Below are 20,712 nucleotides of genomic sequence, written 5' to 3'. Positions count from 1 at the left end.
CCTAACGAGGTATTTTTGTCTGACTTGTCAGACAAAAAGTATCCTCGCCCAGATGGAATAAAATATGACTTTTTGATAGATGATATCACATGTATGCGAATAGTGAGCTGGTTATAAATTATGCTTTTTATTTTCTATTGATCCATTTAAAATAAGTTAAAGAATATATGATGAAATCTTAAAAACTATTGCACAAAATTAACGTCAAGCTTATATCCCGCAGCATTAGCATAGGCATTTAAAGTAGAGATTGTTGGTGAAATTTTAGAGTTTAGGCTCTCTAGTCTTGAGATGTTGCTTTTACTAGTATTCATTCTACTAGCTATCTCCTCTTGAGTTAGATTTGCGGCTTTTCTGATCTTTATAAGCTTTAACTTTAAATCAAATTCAACTTCAAGTCTATCGTATTCTTTTTTTACTTCATCTTTTTCTAGTGCTTTTGCTTTAAAATCTTCAAATGTTGGTCTCATTTTATCTCCTTTGCTCTTTGTATGATGATCCTCATATCTTTTTTAGGGATAGCGTCTGATTTTTTAATGAGCGTATGTAAAATCACTATTTCTCTATTTACGACATTTACAAAGACACTTCTTGCAATACCTTCTTTGCCTTTTGCCCTAAACTCAAATAGTCCATCGCCAAGAGGTGCGCTATGAGGTCTGCCTAAATTTGGTCCAACCTCCCTAGCCATTTCAAGTATGCGAAGTAAATTAGCCAAAATAGTATCTGGCAAAGATAGTGTCTCGTCTTCAACGCTCTTATCATAAAATGTGATTTTCCATAATTGCTCTTTCATGTCGGCTATATTATCATTTTTGATAACTTATTGTCAAATATGATAACTTTTAAGAACGCCTACCCTTTTCCCTCCTTGATCAAAATTTACCTCTTCAACTAGATCCTTTATAATTTTCGGAGTTACGGCTCATCGTAAGTGCTTACAGCGTTCTTTGTTAGGTTTAATATCACAATTACTAGCTAGAATAATTTTTATTTTAAAAAACTAATACCGATTTTTCTTCGTTAAACCAGTTTTTCAAATATTTTGAAATTTTAGACACTATCCAATTTTTGTTTTTCTCATTCTACAAAAATATACCTCTATCCTTTAGGCAATGTTCTATTTGGTTTATCTTACTCATATATAAATACTAATACAAAAACCCAAACAACCATAATGGTATCTTACTTCCGGCCCCTACTTCAATATCATCTGCTGCTATAAATGAATCTGGCATATCTTTTATCTGCTCAAAGCTCTTTTTTGCTCCGCCTATTTCAAATGTAAATTTATCATCCACTATAAAGTCGCCTTTTTTTGAGATATTTAACCTATGCATAGCTTTTAGCTGATTAGCAAAAAAAGTCTCTCTTATTGTGCCAGCCTTACAATCGCCACTGTAAGCGTAAATTAAATTTGTATTATTCATATATATTTTTGCCGGCTTTACTAGCTTACTAAGTCCTCTGCTTTGCTCATCTATCATGCTTACTAGCCTTGCATCGTTTAAATAGGCAATATAATCATACAGTTTGGCTCTACTTATCTCGGCAAGAGCCGCAATTTTAGTATAATTCACCTCAAATGGCTCGCTTTGGCAAACTACTTCAAGCAGTTTTTTAAGCTTATATGTATATTTTTGCTCAACTAACCCAAGAGACGTTAGATCTACGTCTATACTTAAATTAATAGTATTTAGCAAGCTTTCGTAGTATGAGCTTTGCTTATTAAAGTAGAATGGGTAGTAGCCAAATTTGAGATATTTTTTAAATAGATTTTGCTTTATTTTTAAGTCATTTGCTATTGCCTGGTGGTCTTTTAGTATTGTTTCTAGGGCAAATTTATCTATCGTCATACTGTTTTCAAGCTCTAAAAACTCTCTAAAACTAAGCCCCTCTAGGCTAAATACGCTAACTCTACGCGATAAATCGCTCTTTGCATTTAGTATGCTTACCGCCGATGAGCCCGTAAAAATTACATTTAAAGGGCTCATGTCATATATGGTTTTTAGATGTGCAGCAAAATCTTCGTATTTATGAACTTCATCTAGTAACAGATATTCGCCACCATTATCTACAAATTCAAAAGCAAGTTCGCTAAGACTGGTAGAACCCAAAAATGGATAATCAAGACTTATGTATAGAGCCTTTTTATTTTGAGCTTTTAATTCAAGCAGCTTTTGAAATAGCATTGTAGTCTTACCAGTGCCACGAGCTCCCACTATACCGATAAGCTTCTCACTAAAATTTATTTCATTGTATAAATAACGCTTGTATGTTGTATTAAAATTTTTAAGAAATCTTTCTTGATACTGCTCTATTAAATTTAACATTTTTATTCCTTTATGTAATTGTCTATAAACGTAAACAATATTGAGGCATACTAACATGAAATTTTTTAATTGTCAATGTCTATAAACGATTATACTTTCATATAGTATTTTCAAAAATTTATGTAGTTTAGCAAACTTGAAGTTGGACGACAATTATTTTATATGTCGGTTTATTAAAGCCACTATGAAACTTTAGATATACTTCTTTTTCTGTCATTATCTACGGGTTTATTTTAAATACTTATATTATAATCCTTGAATATTTAGGATTATAATAGAATATTCTTATATTTGTGAATTTATTTGATATGCTGATTGGTGCTAATAAAAAGTAAAATCTTATTTGGTCTTACTTTTCTACAATAAAGCCATCTTGCTTGTGAGATGCGAAAAAACCGTAATGAAAAATCAGCTTAAATCAATATCTCTGGGCAAATAGTTAGAAAAAATTTTAACTACCGTATTTTTATCTTCTCTCTCCAGGAAGCGCAACACTTGATTGCAGTATTCTTTATTTTTTAAATTGAAATAATGCCCTACGCTTTCTACAATTCCTTTTTCATTGAAAATTTTTAATATTTCTACATAGTCTTTAGCATTATCATATATTGTTAATTTTTCTTTTTGTATATCATATATTTTAATTTTTGTACGTATGTCTTCGTATATTGTTAGCAAATCACATATTTCTAGCATAGATAGTTGATATTTTAATTCCGAAATAACTGCATTATTGATCTGTTGCTGTTTTTGTTTTAAAAATCTATCTCTAATTTGTCTTTCTAATTCTATAAAGTCAAATTTATCGCATGCCATTTTGTTTGACATAAATTCTATAAGCTCTTTCGCTATAAACAAGTTCTCAACTTCCGCAACTTCTATTGCAAATACATTATCTTTTTTATATTTAGATATCTCGTATTCTGACCTAAAATCTCTATCTATTAAACCAAACGCTTCGTTATCGTGCATATTCTTTATGGCATTAAAAGCTTTTGTGTATTCAATAACCTTTTCACAACTTCCGCAAGGTATTATTTTACAATTATTGTAGATTAATGCGTATAAACGCGCGTCTAAACTATTACCATTTCCTTCTACAAAAATTATTCTTTTTCTGCTTCCTAATATATCAAAAAGCATATCCTCTGGAAATATATCGTCATTTACGTACTCATATTTCCACATCCCACTGTTATATTCTTTTACCCAGACAATGTCTGATCCTGAGTGATTGGCTGCAAATTTTGTGTCATGAGTTATGTATATAAATAAACAATCGTTTCTAATTTTTTCTAACTCACTCCAAAGCTTATTCATTATTGAACCATGCAAGTGCAACTCTGGCTCATCTATTATTATAGTTTTATTTTCTGGTATGCATAAAACCTGTGCTGCCAAATAAAGTACCGAACGTTCACCATCGCTCATCTGCGTTGCAGAATATTTTTCACCATTACAATTACAAATAGCATAAAACTTGCTATCCTCTTCTATAATGGCTCTATGTGGGAAAATGGCCCTCCAAATAGACTTTAATTTATCTAGTGAATTAAGTGGAACATTTGGTTTTTCTTTGCCTTCACATTCAGCTTTTTTACAGTTTTCAACAAACTTTGAATTAGTAGTATTTTTATTGGCCAATAAAGCAGATAATACATAATCAAAATCATCAATAAGTTTTGTCACATATTCTTTACCATCCGACCAACGAAAATTTTTATTCAACGAGTAGTTATCGGATGCATCTTCATATGCATACATGAAACCATTAATCGAAGCCTTTTCACTTTTTAAAGGGACCTCCTCATGAAAATTTAATTTTCTTTGACCACCTATTCTGTGAATTTTATCTAGATCCTGCTGCTCCATCCATGCTCCAAGTCTACTTTTGCCAGAACCATTGGCACCTATAATTATTACACTATTACTTTCTATTGATCTTAGATCAAATCCACCATCTTCTTTTGGTATTTTATATTCAAACACAACATACTCCTAGTTTTAAATTATTAATACAAAAACCCAAACAGCCATAATGGCATCTTACTTCCGACACCAACTTCAATATCATCTGCTGCTATAAAAGAATTTGGCATATCTTTTATCTGCTCAAAGCTCTTTTTGGCTCCACCTATTTCAAAGGTAAAATTATTACCAACCATAAAGTCACCATTTTTGCCTGAGTAAATTTCAGTGATATTTCCAAGCTGATTGGCAAAGAACGTCTCTCTCACATTTCCTATATCAGGGCTATTTATATACATTAAATTCGTATTTTCAAGGTAAATTTTGTCTGCCTTATCCATATTTTTTATAGCTAACTCGTTTTTCATTAAAAGCCTTATAAGTCCAGCGCTATCAAGCATAGCAAGATACTCTTTTAACGTCCTATCATCTCTTATATCAACAAGCGATTTTAGGTTTGAGTAGTTTGGCTGGTATGGGACGTTTGTGCTTATGGCATGAGTTAAGATCTTTAGCTTTCTTGCTGTGTTGCCGTTTAAATTTGGATATATACTTAAAAGATCGCTATCTATTGTTGCTTCTATGCTTTGTCTTAGGGTCTGATAAAAGGCAGTATCATTTGGCATATCATTATAGTATGGGTAGTAACCCGCCTTTAGATATTCTCTAAAAAGTTTAATAACTGCTAGATCTTTTCGTTTTAAAGTATTAATAATATCAACAGCCATCTCCTGATGGTTTGCAAGTAAATTTTCAAGCTCAATCGCTTCTAAATTTATACCATATCTTAGCCCTAGATATTCCCTAAAACTCATTCCATTCATCTTATATACGATTGCCCTTCTGCTTAGATCATGAGAGCTTTTTAGCACTTCAAGAGCAGACGAGCCTGTGGCTACTATGTTTAACTCTTTAAAATTATCATAGGCAAATTTTAATACGGCCGATATATCTTTACTCTTATGAATTTCATCTAGGTATAGATGCTTTCCACCATTTAATACAAACTCTCTTATAATCGAGGTTATATCGTTTGATATCTCTATATCATCTAGGCTTAGGTAAAGACTATCTTTGTTTTTACTAGCTAGCTGAGCTAGTGTAGTTGTTTTACCTATTCCTCTTTGTCCCAGAATAACGATAAGCCTATGAGATAAGTCCTTAGAATCTATAAAATATCTTTTAAATTTATGATTGTTTAATCTTATAAGGTCATTGCTTTTTAAAAAAAGTTGATTTAACATATTATCCCTTTTATTATGTAATGCAATACAATTATATCATAAAAAGATATGGGATAGGATACAAGTATAGTTGATCTTAAAAAGCATAAAAACTCTTCTTTATTGTAAATGGCTATATACATTTACAATAAAAAGTAATCACCCTTCCCCTCCTTGATAAAAATTTACCTCTTCAACTAGATCCTTTAGAATTTTAGGAGTTACTGGTTCACCATAAGTATTCATAGTAATCTTATATTGTTGTTCATGCCCTACTAGAGCAGCTATATGCTCAACTCTTTGGCCACTTTGAATGAGCTTGTTTATGAATGTGTGTCTAAATGAGTGAAATGTCCTTGTTTTATCACCATCTTTTATAACTTGAGTATTGATCTTCTTTCTAAAATACTCAGAGAAGTCTTTATTATCACAGCTAAATAGCCTAACTGCCTTGTCGCATTTCCTAGCTAGCTTCTTTTTACTCTCTATAAATTCAAACAGCCCAATCCTACTTAGCTTAGAGTGGATAGGCACTATCCTTACAGAGTTTCTAGTCTTTAAAGTCTTGCTCTTACCAGTTTTTACATCTATTTTTGTATTTAAACTAAAGCATACTATGTTATATTTTTCGACTATGTCACCTGTGTTTAGCTGTATTATCTCATTTAGTCTCATGCCAGAGTAAGCTGCTATATGAGTAATGAAAAATAGCTCATCTTTGCTAATCCTTTGGCTTTTAGTATCACCACTTGATCTAATCTTACTAACAATATCCAAAAGTGCGTTTACGTCACTATCTTCATAAGGGTTTTTATTTGTAACGTCATCTTGGTTTATACTTATTTGCATATCTATAGCTGGGTTCTTATCTATATAGTCGCTATCGTAGTAGTATTTAAAAAACTCACTAACTCTAACAATATACTTCTTGATGGTTGATTTAGAAATTTTTGGTCTATCTTTTGCTAAAGCCATGATCTCATCTAAGCTTTTATCTTTATAGAGACTATTTTGAGAGAGTTTGGTTGGTAGTTGTAGCAAGATATTTCTGAAATTTAGCAAGTCATCTCTTTTTATCTTTTTGATATCTAGATCATCGCCAAATTTCATAGACATTAGCCGTCCTACATGTCTAACAAGGCCAAATGTGCTATCACTCCAATTATTTGAAATACTCGTGTTTGATACATAGTTTTCAAAAGCACTCTTTAGCGTGACCATGCCAGCTTTGCTCTCGCTTTTAGTAGATGAGACTAGTTGTGATTTAAAGCTTTTAGCTCTATTTGAGAAGAGCTTTTGAAAGAAATTTATAGCTTCATTGAAAGTCATGCCACTAGCATCACTTGTGTCATCTATCGCAAGATCTTTAGTCTCAATGTCACTTAAAACTATGCCTTTATCTTCATATTTATCTGCCTTGTATAGCTTTACCTGACCGCCAAAGGTAGGATCATTTAAATTTCCATATCCAAATTTTAGATCATCGCTTAGCTCGTTATCTCCATCTGGCGATAACTCACAACCAAATATTCTTAGGATATCGTTTTGTGTGAGTGCGCCTTTTTGCTTGGCTAGCTCATTTATGGCATCTCTTAGCTCACAAACAGAGTGTTTTAAGGACTTTTTAGTAAAAGGGAGTACCAAATTCTGCTTTTTTAAAGTCTCTATGTAGTCTTGATAGCTATGCAAGTTACTATCTTTAACGCATTTTGCTATCTCGTCTTTGGTACCATCATCTAAATTTTCGCTCTTATGCTTTTTGCCAAGTGGCACAAATGCTTGTTGCTTATCATTTAGTAGCTTTTGGTTTTTGCACATCTTATATGATATATGATTTATGTTATCTATCGTTGCCTCAAGCACTCTTTTGCCAAGAAGCTTTTTGGTGTGAGGATCAGTGCAAGATAACTTTTTGCAGATCTCATCGACCTCTTTTGATATGAAGCTGGGTAAGCTATCTTCTTTTAAACTCTGTTTTAAAAACAAATTTAGTGATAGTAGCCCATCTAAATTTATATATCTGCCAAGCATATCATGCTCTTTGATACTTTTGGCCTCCTTGGCTTTTAAAAGCATAAGCACCAAGTGCTCTATAAGTTCGCTGCTCAAATTCATCTTCCATGCCTTTTTGATCGCGTTAAAAATTATAGAGTAGATCTTAGCACGATTTTTTGCTGTATCAAAGCGTTTTGTGAGGAAGGAGGTTATGTATTCGGTTTTATTGCCAAAATAAGGCCTCAGATATAGTGGGATAGCTACTCTAAAGTAGTATATGCCATTTCGTTTGACTAGATATTGCATCTTTGTTACCTATGCAATATAACTTTGTAGCAAAATGTAGCAGATACCTAGTGTAAAACTGGTTGTGTGCCGTCTTTTTGGTGCTTACATAAGGTTTATTTTTAAACCCTCATAAGCCGGAGGTCGGGAGTTCAAGTCTCCCCTTTGACACCATAACACCCTATTTTAGGCACTAGCAGTGATGCTTTTGTTCTTTCCCTTTCTTTAAAATTTCCTTTAAGAGTGGAACACTTAGTTACTAAAGTGGGACAGTCTCTTAAAAATTCCAATGATTATAAAACCATCGCCCTTTTAATACCATAAAAAAATAGATTTGCTTTAAATTTTTACTTCTAGCTTTTATCTCAAGACTTCCTTAAATACGCACTTTTGGCATTTATCCTTTTACTATTTTTAATTTTTCTTTCTTAAAAAATAAACTTTTTTACAAAAATTTGCATTTCTAGCGAAGATTTTTTCCAAAATTGGTGTAATTACTATAAATACTTTTTTAAAAAGGATAAAAATGAAAAAATTTTCATTGATAGTAACTAGCACCGCTAGCACGGAAGAAAGTTTATGTAGTGAGGTGATTTGTCATGGCTAATGCATATACAATAAACGGCCACAACCTAGTTTTGAACGTAAGGTCAAATTTTTTAACATATGGTAGAGCTATAGGTAGATTTGCGCATGCGTGCCGCGAGAAAAATCAAACTGGGCATATAAAGTATCTCAACAAGAATCCAATCACTACTAATCGTTACAAACTCCTAAGCGAATTTAATGGCAATGGCAATATGAGAGATGCTAACAGCAAAGATGATGAACTACATAATATGGCCTTTGTAAAGAATTTACTTAAAGGCTTTCAGGATAGCTTTAAAGAAGACTATGGCAAGCAATCCTACACACAAAAACGACAAGGTAAAGATATAGTTATACGTAGAACTTGGCGCAAAGATATGGCTAGTTTTTGTGAAGTCATCATCACATTTGGTACAGACAGAGAGAAGGAGCCAAAAGAAGGGCTAAACGACGAAGAGTCAAAATTTATAAATGAAAACATACATATGGATAGAGTAATGAGATTTGTAAACGCATACTGCGCGAAGTATGGCGCAAAGTGTCTGCTTGTGGCTGAGCATAATGACGAAAAGACCAAGCACTTTCATATCTTTTTTACAAACTACAACTTTGAGAAGCATGCAAATTTGAGATTTAGCGGCAGGTCAAAAACAGCAAAATTTGGTAAAGATCTACAAGATATGGGTGCAGAGGCATTTGAAGGTCAGGTACTTCGTGGTAAGTCAAGTAAAAATAGACATAAGAATTTAACCCAAATGCACAAAATAGCAAGTGAATATAAGAGCGAGAAAGAGTTAAAAGAGAAAATTCAAAAGCTTATAGAAGCGGAAGCAAATAAGTATATGCAAAAGAAAGAGCCTTTGTTGGGCGACGAGTACTTTAGGTTAGAGCCAAATGAAAAAAGAGCTTTAATAGTAGGTCTTAGAAATTCTGTTTTTGAACAAATGCAAGAAAGCATAACCATCACATCTGATGAGCAGCTAAAAGAAAAGGTAGAGCTTCTTGATGAGCAAGTAACAGAACAAAATAAAATCATAGAGGAGGATAGAGAGAAAAGCACAAAAATCTTAAAAGAAAAAGAGCAGCTAGAAAAAGAGCTAGATAGTTTAAGAGAGACCCAAGCTGAGCAAGACAAAGAGATAACGCATCTTAAAAACAGACTAAAAGCACATGCCAATCAGCAAATAAAGATAGATGAACAAAGTGCATTGATAAAGAGCAAAGAAAGAGAAAATCAATCTCTAACACGTAAAACCGAAAGTTTGCAAAGTAAAAATACTGAACTAAGATACCTCAATGACAAAAGCCTAGGTCTTTTAATAGAAATAGCAAGCACCAATCCTGAGCTAAAAGATATGATAGTAAATGAGATACCAGAGCTAAAGAGCAAATTTACAAAAGATGATGCTGGAATGGAGATGGGGTAGAGTTAAATTTTGTAAAAAATAGCTTATACATACCACATATAGCTATCCATTTATTGTAAATTAAAAATAAACAAACAAAGCAAAAAATGTGTAGCTAAAGCTACTATTTATAGGACATATATCCCAGTAAAAGACATAAGTCCTTTTTTAGTTTTTGTTTAATAAAATGACAACAAAAATTTAAAAAGGTATCATTATGAAGTCTTATTTACTTACAGCTACACTTTTGGTTTCATGCCTAAATGCTGATGTGGTTATCAACGTTAAGGGTGATGTTGTTTATAGCATTGACGGCAAAGAGAGCAAGGCTACCACAGCCACAAGTGGTCAAGAGATCAAATTTATATCTGGTAACGGCGTTTTAAAGATAACTGATGATGTTTTAAAGCAAAACTACAACCTAAAATCACCAAACGACACCTACATAGCAGCTACCAAAAAAAGAAGCGGTTTTTTCTCTACACTATTTGCCAAAGCACAAACTACATCTACGACAGCTTCTACGAGAGCAGAAGGAGGATGCGAGGAGATAGATCCTGGCAAAGATGCGTTGGTTATAAGCGATCATATCATTAAAATAGAATACCGCCAAGGCGACAAGTTTTACGAATTTGACGTTAAAAACAGAAGCATAAGCCCAGAGCTAAACATATCTCCTAAAAATGGTGACAGGATAGATATGATGGATAAAGATGGATATGAGTCTCCTTGTTTTATAGTTAAAACACGATGAAATTCTTTACATTTTTAGGCAACAACATTAACAAGATTTTTAATGGTTCAACAGATTCTGACTTGTTTCAAAAGTCTAGCAGTATAAAAAAAGCTATATTCTTAGGAATTCTTGCAATGGCATCTTTTGCCATTTACGGCTTAGTCAAAGATCGTGAGATCGTCAGGGTAAATTTTGGTGACTTTGAGTATGACATCATGCAAGAAATCTATGCTAAAGCACCATCAGCAAGTCAATCGCAAAAAATAGCAGTAATCCTAATAGATCAAGAGTATCTAGATAAGCACGACCTAAGTGACGGACAAGGTGGCATCAAATTTAACTTCACCCCAAGAAGTGTTCTTGCTAATGTTTTAGATGATTTTAACAAAACCTTATCTGGTTCAGGTAGCAAACCAAAAACTTTAGTCTTAGACTACTCTTTAGAGTATCCAAGCGACATAAACTCAACAGTCACTAAGGATGATCTAGGTCTTATAGATAGACTAAATTTATATGCTAGCTCATATCCTATATATCTACCAAAAACTATAAATAAGCCATTTTTACAAGACTTCAAGCTAAATCCTAACATCAAATTTACTCAAACAAATATTTCTAGCGATAAAGACGGAGTTACTCGTGGATACACGCCCTATCTTTGCGATGGTGATAAGACTTTAAGGCATCTTGTCCTAGAGCTTGCAAATAGTGAAGCAAAATTTACTTGTCCAAGAGAGTTAAGCTTTGATGAGAGTTTTAAATATAGGATACTTTATAAAGATCTAAAAATTATAGATCAAGGTGATAATAAAACATATACTTCAAACTATGAAAATATCAAATTCTATCATGCAACCAGGCTATCTCAGATAGATGCAGAGGAATTTGATGATGCCATAGTGCTTATAGGCTCGGACTATCCCAGTTCAGGTGACATTCACAAAACTCCTATAGGTGTTATAAGTGGTGTTATAGCCTTAGCCAACGCACTTAATACCGCTCTTAATCTAAAAGATGGCATAAAAACTATACCAGTTTGGCTAGGTATGATATGTTATCTATTATTCTTTGGCTTGTGTGCCTACTTTGTACCAAAGCTAGCAAAAGCACTCCATATCGACGGAAATTTTGATCTTTTGAGATTGTCTTCTTTAGTGATATTTTTTATACCAGCAATAATTCTATTTTTTAAGGGTCATTATGTCACATGGGTTGTGGTCTTGATAGTATTTAAGCTCATAGATATAGTTATCTCAGTCCTTAAAGCAAAAGAGTTAATAAAAAATCTCAGCAAGACTCTTTTGGCTTTAGTTGTTATTGCTGTAATCATAGCTATTATGATAGTCGGCTTACTACTATTTATGGATATTTAATAATTCACATTAAAGGATTAATCATGCTTAGAAAAATTTTGTTAGCTGTTTTTCTAACCGTTTCAGTTGCGTTTAGTGCTACGCTAGATGACGCCAAAAGCTATAGTGCCACTGCATATAAGTATTATCAAGATGGAAACTACCCCAAATCTTTAGAATTTTTAACAAAAGCTTTAGAGATAAGAGAGAAAGCTCTAGGCAAAGATCATCCTGATACAGCTACTAGCTATAATAATATAGGGATTGTTTACAAAAATATGGGCGATTATCCTAAAGCTTTAGAGTTTTTTACAAAGGCTTTAAATATAAACGAAAAAGTTTTAGGCAAAGAACACCCTGATACTGCTCTCAGTTATAATAATATAGGATCTGTTTATAGTGACATAGGAGATTATCCTAAGGCTTTAGAGTTTTATACTAAAGCTTTAGATATATATGAGAAAGTTTTAGGTAAAGATCATCCAAGTACTGCTCTCAGTTATAATAATATAGGCTCTGTTTATAGCGATATAGGTGATTATCCTAAAGCCTTAGAGTTTTATACAAAAGCTTTAAATATAAGAGAGAAAGTTTTAGGTAAAGAACACCCTGATACTGCTATTACTTATGGTGGTATAGGCTATGTTTATAGTGGTATGGGTGATTATCCTAAAGCCTTAGAGTTTTATACTAAAGCTTTAAATATAAGAGAGAAAGTTTTAGGTAAAGATCATCCAAGTACTGCTCTCAGTTATAATAATATAGGCTCTGTTTATAGCGATATAGGTGATTATCCTAAAGCCTTAGAGTTTTATACTAAAGCTTTAAATATAAGAGAGAAAGTTTTAGGTAAAGATCATATTAAAACCGCAACTACTTATAACAACATAGGATCTGTTTATAATAAGATAGGAGATCATCCTAAGGCTTTGGAGTTCCATACAAAGGCTTTGAATATAAGAGAGAAAAGTTTAGGCAAAGAGCATCCTGATACTGCAACTAGCTATAGTAATATAGGTTCCGTTTATAGTGATATGGGTGACTATCCTAAAGCTTTAGAGTTTTATACAAAATGTTTAAGCATAAGAGAGAAAGTTTTAGATAAGGATCATCCTAATACTGCCGACAGCTATAATAATATAGGATCTGTTTATAGTGACATGGGGGACTATCCTAAAGCCTTAGAGTTTTATACTAAAGCTTTAAGTATAAGAGAGAAAGTATTAGGTAAAGATCATTCTAGTACCGCCAATAGCTATAATAATATAGGACTTGTTTATAACAGAATGGGCGATTATCCTAAGGCTTTAGAGTTTCATGCTAAAGCTTTAAATATAAAAGAGAAAGTATTAGGTAAAGATCATTCTAGTACCGCCAATAGCTATAACAATATAGGACTTGTTTATAGTGACATGGGCGATTATCCTAAGGCTTTAGAATTTTATACTAAAGCCTTAAATATATATGAGAAAGTTTTAGGTAAAGACCATACTAATACTGCTACTAGCTATAATAATATAGGCTATGTTTATAACCATATTGGCAACTATCCTAAGGCTTTAGAGTTTTATACTAAAGCTTTAAATATAAGAGAGAAAGTTTTAGGTAAAAATCATACAGATACCGCCAATAGCTATAACAATATAGGATCTGTTTATAATAAGATAGGAGATCATCCTAAAGCTTTAGAGTTTCATACTAAAGCTTTAGATATATTTGAGAAAGTTTTAGGTAAAGACCATCCCTATACTGCTACTAGCTATAATAGTATAGGACTTGTTTATAGTGACATGGGCGATTATCCTAAGGCTTTAGAGTTTTATGCTAAAGCTTTAAGTATAAGAGAGAAAGTATTAGGTAAAGATCATCCTGATACTGCTCTCAGTTATAATAATATAGGATATCTTTATAGCGACATAGGAAACTATCCTAAGGCGTATAATTACTCTAAAGAAGCTTATAATATATTTAAAGCAAATAGAGATAAAAATTTTGAAATATTAAGTAATGAGCAAAAAAAGAAATTTTTAGAAGCTAATCGTTGGTATTTACCACATCTTTTAATAAGTGGTTACTCATATCAGCAAACTACTAAAGATAAAAAAGCTCTAAGTCAAGAAATTTATGAGATCTTTATAAACGATAAGGGCATACTTCTCGATGACGAAAACACCATAGCTATGCTAAAAAATATCTCACAAGATAAGAACCTGATCTCTAAGATAGATAACCTAAACTCTCTAAAAAGAGCATATGCCAAGCTAGCAGGTACTATGCCTAAGTCAGAAGAGGCAAAAAGCTACCAAGAAAAGCTAAAAGCACTGGGCGAAGATATAGAAAAAGCGGAGATAGAGATAGCTAAGATATCACCTAAATTTAAACAAGAGCTTGGTATAAAGGATCTAAAACTAAGTGATCTCACAAGCCTTTTAAAACCAAATGAACTCTTTGTAGATATAGGATATTATGGTAAAAACTACTATATATTCAGTGTGGATAAAAGTGGCGAAGTGAAGTTTGAAAAACTTAGCGATAAAGATAGTGACACAGTAAATACAACTATAAAAGAATTTAGGGCTGACATAGATAAGATCATAAATGCTACAGATGCAAACTCAAGCAAAGCTCTAAAAGAGCTATATAGCATCGTTATAACAAATGGCATAGGAGATAGGATAGATAAATTTAACTCTCTTATCATCTCTACAGATGGTGCTTTGAGGCTACTACCTTTTGAAACGCTTATGGATGGCGATAGATATCTCATAGAGAGTAAGCAGATACGCTATACACCTTCAGCTAAAGAATTTATAAGAACACATAAATTTAACATCAAAGATGAGGGTAAGGATATCACTATGTTTAGTGATCCAAACTATGAGAGCAAGAGCGGAAAGATCATGGAGATGGTTGCAGATACGCCAAATGTAAATAAAGCTGTGCAAACTAGATCTATAAAAAACATGGGAACATTTAAAAGACTAAGAGGCTTTAAGAAAGAAGAAGAGGTTTTACAAAGCTCATTTAATGGTGTAAAACTTTTCTCTAGAGAAAATGCAAATGAAGAAAACATACTAGCAGTGAAGTCTCCAAAGATCCTACATATAACCACACATGGATACTTCATAAGTGATGAGAACATAACAAACCCTATGTTAAAATCAGGAGTTGCACTTAGCGGTGCAAATATCGGCATAAAGCAACAAACTGGTGAGGGTCTTGCAAATGCGCTTAAGCTATCTGGACTAAGCCTAGATGGAACCGATCTAGTTGTGCTATCTGCATGCGAAACAGGCCTAGTAGATGTTAAAGATACGAGCTCTGTGGCAAGTCTACCTAAGACATTTATACAAGCTGGCTCTAAAAATGTGCTAATGAGTCTGTGGTCTGTAGATGACAATAGCACTGTGGAGCTAATGAAAGAATTTTATACCGACACTAAAGGCAACGAGAAGAAATTTAACGAAGTTCTAAGAAATGCAAAGATCAAGATGATAAAGGAAGGCAAACATCCGTTTTACTGGGCTGCTTTTATAATGAGCGGAGAGTAGTAATACGATAGTTCAAAACCATAGCTACTAGCGATGCCACATAATATCTTGTGGCATCGTGCTTCTTATGCTCCTTTCATACTTTATAATGTTTTAAATTTTTCAACGAAGTTTTGTTTTAGCTTATATAGTTTAAAACTGAGCCTAGGTGTAGATTTGTTAAAAATAAATTTTAATGGTTTGCTATTAGTAGCTCATATCAACTTTATTGAGTGCATATGTATAAGTTATCTTTGGAAATTCTTAAATAATATGAGTAAATGCCTTAAGCAAAAACTTAGACATTTTATCGACAAAAGGTCATCTTTAATGGATAAAGTTTTGTTTAGGTTGTATCTTTGTAAATAAAAATTTCGCCCGTCTGGCTAAGACCTTACAGCAAGCTCGGTCCGAGCTTGCTAAGTAAGTTTATCAACATACTAAAAATGTTGATAAATATACTAGAAACTGGCATTAAATTTTCTTGGATTATAACAAATAAATTCATAATGTAACATACTGCATGTGATGTAATGTGCAGTACTTGATGTCACGTCAAGTATGTGATGTCACATGCAGCACATGATGTTATGTATAGTACATGATGTAACATGCAGTAGGTGACGTCATGTATAGCATGTGATGTTATGTATATTTCGTAGATGAGAGAGTATTAGGATGTGTGAATATTTCTCTAGATAGATATTATTGAAGTTGTATGTCTAAAAAGCGCTTGGTGTATATCTAATAGTGATGATTATAACAGCCTTATCTTTTTCATTTACCCTATAAATCACCGTGTAGTTTTTAACAAATAGCTGTCTATAGCACATATTGGCATATCTGCCAACTTTTCTAATAGCACCACGATTTGGCATCTCATCTAGGCTAAGAATAGCGTTTTTGATAGCCTCTAGCGTAGAGTTTGCAGCACCTGACGAGAGCAAAGATAGTGCGATATATTTATATATTGCTTCAAGCTCTTCATAAGCTTGTGGTGAGATAAGGACTTTATACTTGCTCAAGATACTTATCTTTTAAACTAGCAAAAACATCTTTTGCTTCTAGCATCTTTGTATCTGCTGTTATCTTAGCTTCAGATGATGTGATGGCGCTATCTATATCGGCTGTGGCTACTAGCTTATCATATGTCTTTATACTCATCACAACCAAGTCTCCATAGCCATTTTTAGTTACAAATATTGGTTCATCCTTGCTATTGCATAGCTGTGAAATTTCATTTGTATTTCTAAGCTCTTTTATAGGTACTATTTGAGGCATATGCTATTTCCTTTTAATAATATGACATGATTATAGCATAATTGTGTTAGTAATTTAGATGGCTTTATCTAACTAATTTGGCAAACTAAAAAATATAAGCCCAAGTATCAAACATTTCCTACCTTCCTTTATCCCATAATAAATTAATAATATTATAAATACAATCACAATAAAATATCTAAAACAGTAGTGGTGGCTTAATATGCAAAATAACGAAATAAAAATAACCTACTCTTGTGAAGAGACATTAAAAAAGATAAAAGAGTATATGGCTGATGCAAAATGTGTAACTCTTTATACGTCTAGTTTGAATTCACTCACATCGTACTCTAACGGCATAGCTAATGAGATCATATCTAATCTAATATTTTCTAAGAAGAGAGATAAAAAAGATGTATCGATCGTATCTGACTTTTATATAGATAAAGAGAGCTTTACTGATAGCAAGCTAAATAGAATAAGAGAATTTGAATATAGATATATACCAGTAAAGATTGTCCATAAAAAGAGTGCAGTTGACAAGTTTTTTGCAAATTTAAAAGAGAAGATAAGCCCCATAAAAAGCAAAGCAAGATATGAAGCTGAACTTGAAGCTGCTCAGGATGAGCATGAGAGAAATTTGCTAAAAAGTATGGGCGAAACAAAGACAGAAGCTATAAGCTTTTATGATATGTTTGAGACCGTAGTATCCAACTACGACGACGCCAAAGATATCGTAAAAGAGTGCCTAAATACCTTAAAAAATGATCTACTAAGCGATGCTAGCTCTTTGATATCTAGCGAGGGGCTAGATGGAGCTAAATTTGAAAAAAGTATTAAAGAGTGTTTTAGAGAGTTAGATAAGAATTTAAGCGAGCTAAATAAAGAAAGTGGAGAGTTTTTGCTAAAGCAAATATTTCTTTTTATACTAAGCATAGTTGATCTAAGTGACCCAAAGGCAGCACTTAAAAAGGCAAACGGATGCTTTTTATTCTATGAGCTTAGTAAATTAACCTACAAGATGGTTGAGCATCAAAGTAATAGATCTCTTTATGGCGTAACCTTGCCTATCCTTAGCTTTTTCACATCTAGATTTGCTTCTATTATAAATACCCTAAATATAAACTCAAGTTGCAATGTATTAGTATTTAAACAAGATAAATCTTCTAACTCTGGCTTTTTTATAGACTTTACTCACCTAAATTTAGACTATATCTACTTTAGAGACGACAATAACCTAAATGAGGTTAATTGCAACGCAGATGAGGGATATAGTGTGTTTGGTCATTTAGATGATCTGTCGGTATTTGATCACACTAAGGATGTTTGCTCTTATGATATAGTAAATAAAAACTTAGGCTTTGGCTCTAGTGATGATACGCTCTTTAAAAGACTAAAGGATCAAATAAAAGGACTAAATGCAAATTTAAATTTTATCTGTGCTTCAAATTTCAACTCTATAAAACTAGCCAATCTAATAGCAAACAAGTCCGATAAAAATGGCTCATCTGCAAACGATGAGATGAACAGCAAAGATTTTTCAAATTTAAATAAAAACTATGTAGTCCTCTCAAACTCGCCTTTTAGATCAAGTGCAGGTCTTAGAGAAGAAGTAATAAGTAAATGCCTAGATCAAGTGATAGAAGACGAGCTAAATAGACCCAACAAATCCAACTTTGTAAAACAAAAATTCACCGATATAAAGACCCTAAGTCCTATTAAGGATTACAGTCAGTACAGTATAAATATCAATAAGGAAAACAATAGATCAACTCTTGTTTTAAATTTATCTCCATTTGCAAGGATAGATAAAAAATATATAGACAACATAGAGCAAAAGAGGGAAGAATTTAAAGAGATCGCCTATCAAGATGACACTAACTATCTTGATAATTACACCAAATACGAAGAGTTATTTAAGACAAATTTCTCTCACGTAAATGCTTATGCTAAGCAACCAAATGATATGGAGAAGATCAAAAAAAGTGAAGAAGAGTATATGAAAAAGGTAACTCTCTCTTTTAAAGCAGTGTTTGATAAGGTAAATGAAAACACCTTAAACAGAAGAGAGGCTGAAGCATATAACAATAGCAATATCTCAAGCCAACTTATAGATGATATAAAAAATGGCTCATCAACCGCAGATGAATACCAATCACAAATGCAACGTATAATACAAACCCTCCCAAAACGCTACTCTTTCATAGAAGCACTATCTCTTGGAGTGGCTTACTTTATAATGACTAAAAGCTATTCAAAAAAAATGATAAAGAAAAGCATTAAAGATGGTGATGAATATATAGTAATAGAAGATGATGAGATAAAAGCCCTACACTCAAACTCTATAATAAGAGTTTTTGATAGAGATTTAAAGCTATTTTTCTACAAAGACTCAGTAAAAAGTAGTGGTCTAAAAAGTGGTGAGTATCTATGTATAGAAGAAATTTCTAAATATATGGATGGAGTAAATAACAAGGATGTAGTTAGTGTTGAAGAGCTTTTAGCAGAAAATGAAGTTGGTAAGAATGCAGATATCAAAGGTCCTTTGCAAAAAGATCTGATGAAGCTTCTTATAGAGCAATCTGACAAGATAGATGAGAACTATAAAAAAGATGAAGCTACTATAAAAGAGGATATAGCTACTAAGAATAAAAACACTCTAAAAGAGGCTATAAATTTAAAAGATATAGCATATAGCAATGATAGAGATATAAATAAAGAGGTAACCTCATTATTAGTAAAAACTACTATAGAAGAGGTATTTCCACTGGCAAAATTTGTTGGTGAAGATGGTATATCTAAGATATATGAATCCCTTGGCTCTTATATATTTAATAAAGACGCAAAGGTACTAAGAGAAACTTTTCTTGATGAGCTTGGGGTATTAAATTTAGTAAAAAGCCTACTTGGCGCAAGAAAGACTAAAGAGATAGATAGATATATCTTGCTAATAACCAGTCTAAAAACTACAAGCGTAGTTTTACAACATTCAAAGCTTAATCTAATCATTCAAGCTTCAAATGCTTTTAGGCTTCATATGGCGATGGAGTATTATAAACTAAGTATAACTTATACAGAGATCACAACATATACCTTTATGAGATATACTCATAGGTTTAGCTATACAGATTTTCAAGAGATAAAGAGACTAATAAAAGATTATGCGGGATCACTAGGTAAGAGCATAGGTGCTTCTATGGTTAGTGGTGCATTAGAACTCTGGAAAACATCCTATGAAAAACTAGAAGAGAACTACAAAGAGATAATGCACACAAGATACACATATAAATTTAATGAAGCTTACGCACTAAATAATATCTCATATAAACCTATGTCTATAAAAGAAGCCTATGATAAAAATAGTACAAATAGCTATTGCTACTATCCAGTAATGATCTATCAAAACTATATAAGCCTAAATTTAAATAGACTATTTCTAGGAGCTAATATAAGTAGTGGAGGACTAGACTATAACTCATTTATATACTATGACATAGACCATAAGAACAACAAACTATCTTTTAACCTAGCCTCTAAACTAGCACTAAATAACCTTAGTGCCTATCTATGCTTAGATGAGCTAAGAGGATCTGGTAATGAGATAGATGCAAGATATTTTAAATATGCTAGAAGTAAATATACTGAATCTGATGTAGAGATAAGGGAGTTAAATTTGGATGTTAAAGAGGAGAAAGAAATTTACGATATATATAGCAAAAGTGACAGTCAAGATGGTTATGGGTTCTCATATGCCATAGACAACTACCAATACGCAGTAAGAATCATAAATTTACTCAAAAAAGGAATCTTCAACACGAATTATGGAAATGTCCATCATAATCTTTCACAAGAATTAGTATCGTCACTAGATACCATAGGAAACAATAACATAAAGGGTATATATGTGGGGTGTAAGGAATTTCAAGAATATAAAAATTCCAATAACAAAAAAGCACCTTCAAAACTCCCCCCTCGCCTAGTAGGTCGTTTAGCCACCACCATAATAATGGAAGATGGTCTATATATAGGATAAGAG

At 32.6% G+C, this 20,712-nt stretch carries 13 protein-coding genes; 5 read left to right on the top strand and 8 right to left on the bottom strand.

Annotated features, from left to right (window positions below):
• Positions 1-185 precede the first annotated feature (185 nt).
• From MTT09_RS02275 to MTT09_RS02250, 6 genes are all read right to left on the bottom strand, one after another.
• The gene (locus tag MTT09_RS02275; RefSeq protein WP_429802342.1) at positions 186-470 is read right to left on the bottom strand and encodes a helix-turn-helix domain-containing protein; all 285 of its coding nucleotides are present in this window, start codon (positions 468-470) and stop codon (positions 186-188) included.
• Positions 467-796, bottom strand: a complete 330-nt coding sequence (locus tag MTT09_RS02270) for a type II toxin-antitoxin system RelE/ParE family toxin (RefSeq protein WP_429802340.1) — start codon at positions 794-796, stop codon at positions 467-469. Before MTT09_RS02270 ends, MTT09_RS02275 begins: the two co-directional genes overlap by 4 nt.
• Positions 797-1,151: 355 nt before the next feature.
• The gene (locus MTT09_RS02265; RefSeq protein WP_429802338.1) at positions 1,152-2,333 is read right to left on the bottom strand and encodes an ATP-binding protein; all 1,182 of its coding nucleotides are present in this window, start codon (positions 2,331-2,333) and stop codon (positions 1,152-1,154) included.
• 408 nt (positions 2,334-2,741) lie between these two features.
• The gene (locus MTT09_RS02260; RefSeq protein ID WP_429802336.1) at positions 2,742-4,322 is read right to left on the bottom strand and encodes a DUF4435 domain-containing protein; all 1,581 of its coding nucleotides are present in this window, start codon (positions 4,320-4,322) and stop codon (positions 2,742-2,744) included.
• Positions 4,323-4,345: 23 nt separating this feature from the next.
• On the bottom strand, positions 4,346-5,545 hold the full coding sequence (locus tag MTT09_RS02255) for an ATP-binding protein (RefSeq protein WP_429802334.1): 1,200 nt from the start codon (positions 5,543-5,545) through the stop codon (positions 4,346-4,348).
• A 138-nt stretch (positions 5,546-5,683) separates the two neighbouring features.
• Positions 5,684-7,825 (bottom strand): tyrosine-type recombinase/integrase, encoded by a 2,142-nt coding sequence (locus MTT09_RS02250; RefSeq protein ID WP_429802332.1) that lies wholly within the window; start codon positions 7,823-7,825, stop codon positions 5,684-5,686.
• Positions 7,826-8,403: 578 nt separating this feature from the next.
• Between MTT09_RS02250 and MTT09_RS02245 the strand changes: the two genes are divergently transcribed.
• The 4 genes from MTT09_RS02245 to MTT09_RS02230 all read left to right on the top strand — a co-directional run bounded on the left by MTT09_RS02245 (position 8,404) and on the right by MTT09_RS02230 (position 15,437).
• Complete coding sequence (locus tag MTT09_RS02245) at positions 8,404-9,819, top strand: hypothetical protein (RefSeq protein WP_429802330.1); 1,416 nt, start codon at positions 8,404-8,406, stop codon at positions 9,817-9,819.
• A gap of 196 nt (positions 9,820-10,015) precedes the next feature.
• Positions 10,016-10,552, top strand: coding sequence for a hypothetical protein (locus tag MTT09_RS02240; RefSeq protein ID WP_429802328.1), 537 nt, complete (start codon positions 10,016-10,018; stop codon positions 10,550-10,552).
• 116 nt (positions 10,553-10,668) lie between these two features.
• On the top strand, positions 10,669-11,907 hold the full coding sequence (locus tag MTT09_RS02235) for a CHASE2 domain-containing protein (RefSeq protein ID WP_429802326.1): 1,239 nt from the start codon (positions 10,669-10,671) through the stop codon (positions 11,905-11,907).
• A 23-nt stretch (positions 11,908-11,930) separates the two neighbouring features.
• Entirely contained in the window at positions 11,931-15,437 is a 3,507-nt protein-coding gene (locus tag MTT09_RS02230; protein ID WP_429802324.1) for a tetratricopeptide repeat protein, read from the top strand.
• 701 nt (positions 15,438-16,138) lie between these two features.
• On the opposite strand, the gene MTT09_RS02225 is transcribed toward MTT09_RS02230, so the two are convergent.
• Both MTT09_RS02225 and MTT09_RS02220 read right to left on the bottom strand, forming a co-directional pair.
• The gene (locus tag MTT09_RS02225) at positions 16,139-16,441 is read right to left on the bottom strand and encodes a type II toxin-antitoxin system RelE/ParE family toxin (protein WP_429802322.1); all 303 of its coding nucleotides are present in this window, start codon (positions 16,439-16,441) and stop codon (positions 16,139-16,141) included.
• Positions 16,428-16,697: a type II toxin-antitoxin system prevent-host-death family antitoxin gene (locus MTT09_RS02220; protein ID WP_103616219.1), complete on the bottom strand. Its 270-nt coding sequence runs from the start codon at positions 16,695-16,697 to the stop codon at positions 16,428-16,430. Before MTT09_RS02220 ends, MTT09_RS02225 begins: the two co-directional genes overlap by 14 nt.
• 202 nt (positions 16,698-16,899) lie before the next feature.
• Here MTT09_RS02220 and MTT09_RS02215 point away from each other — a divergent pair, with 202 nt between their 5' ends.
• Positions 16,900-20,709: a hypothetical protein gene (locus MTT09_RS02215; protein ID WP_429802320.1), complete on the top strand. Its 3,810-nt coding sequence runs from the start codon at positions 16,900-16,902 to the stop codon at positions 20,707-20,709.
• Positions 20,710-20,712: the final 3 nt, after the last annotated feature.

Source organism: Campylobacter concisus (genome assembly GCF_050447505.1).
Classification (GTDB): domain Bacteria; phylum Campylobacterota; class Campylobacteria; order Campylobacterales; family Campylobacteraceae; genus Campylobacter_A; species Campylobacter_A concisus_BP.
This window is presented reverse-complemented; position numbering and strand designations above follow the sequence as displayed.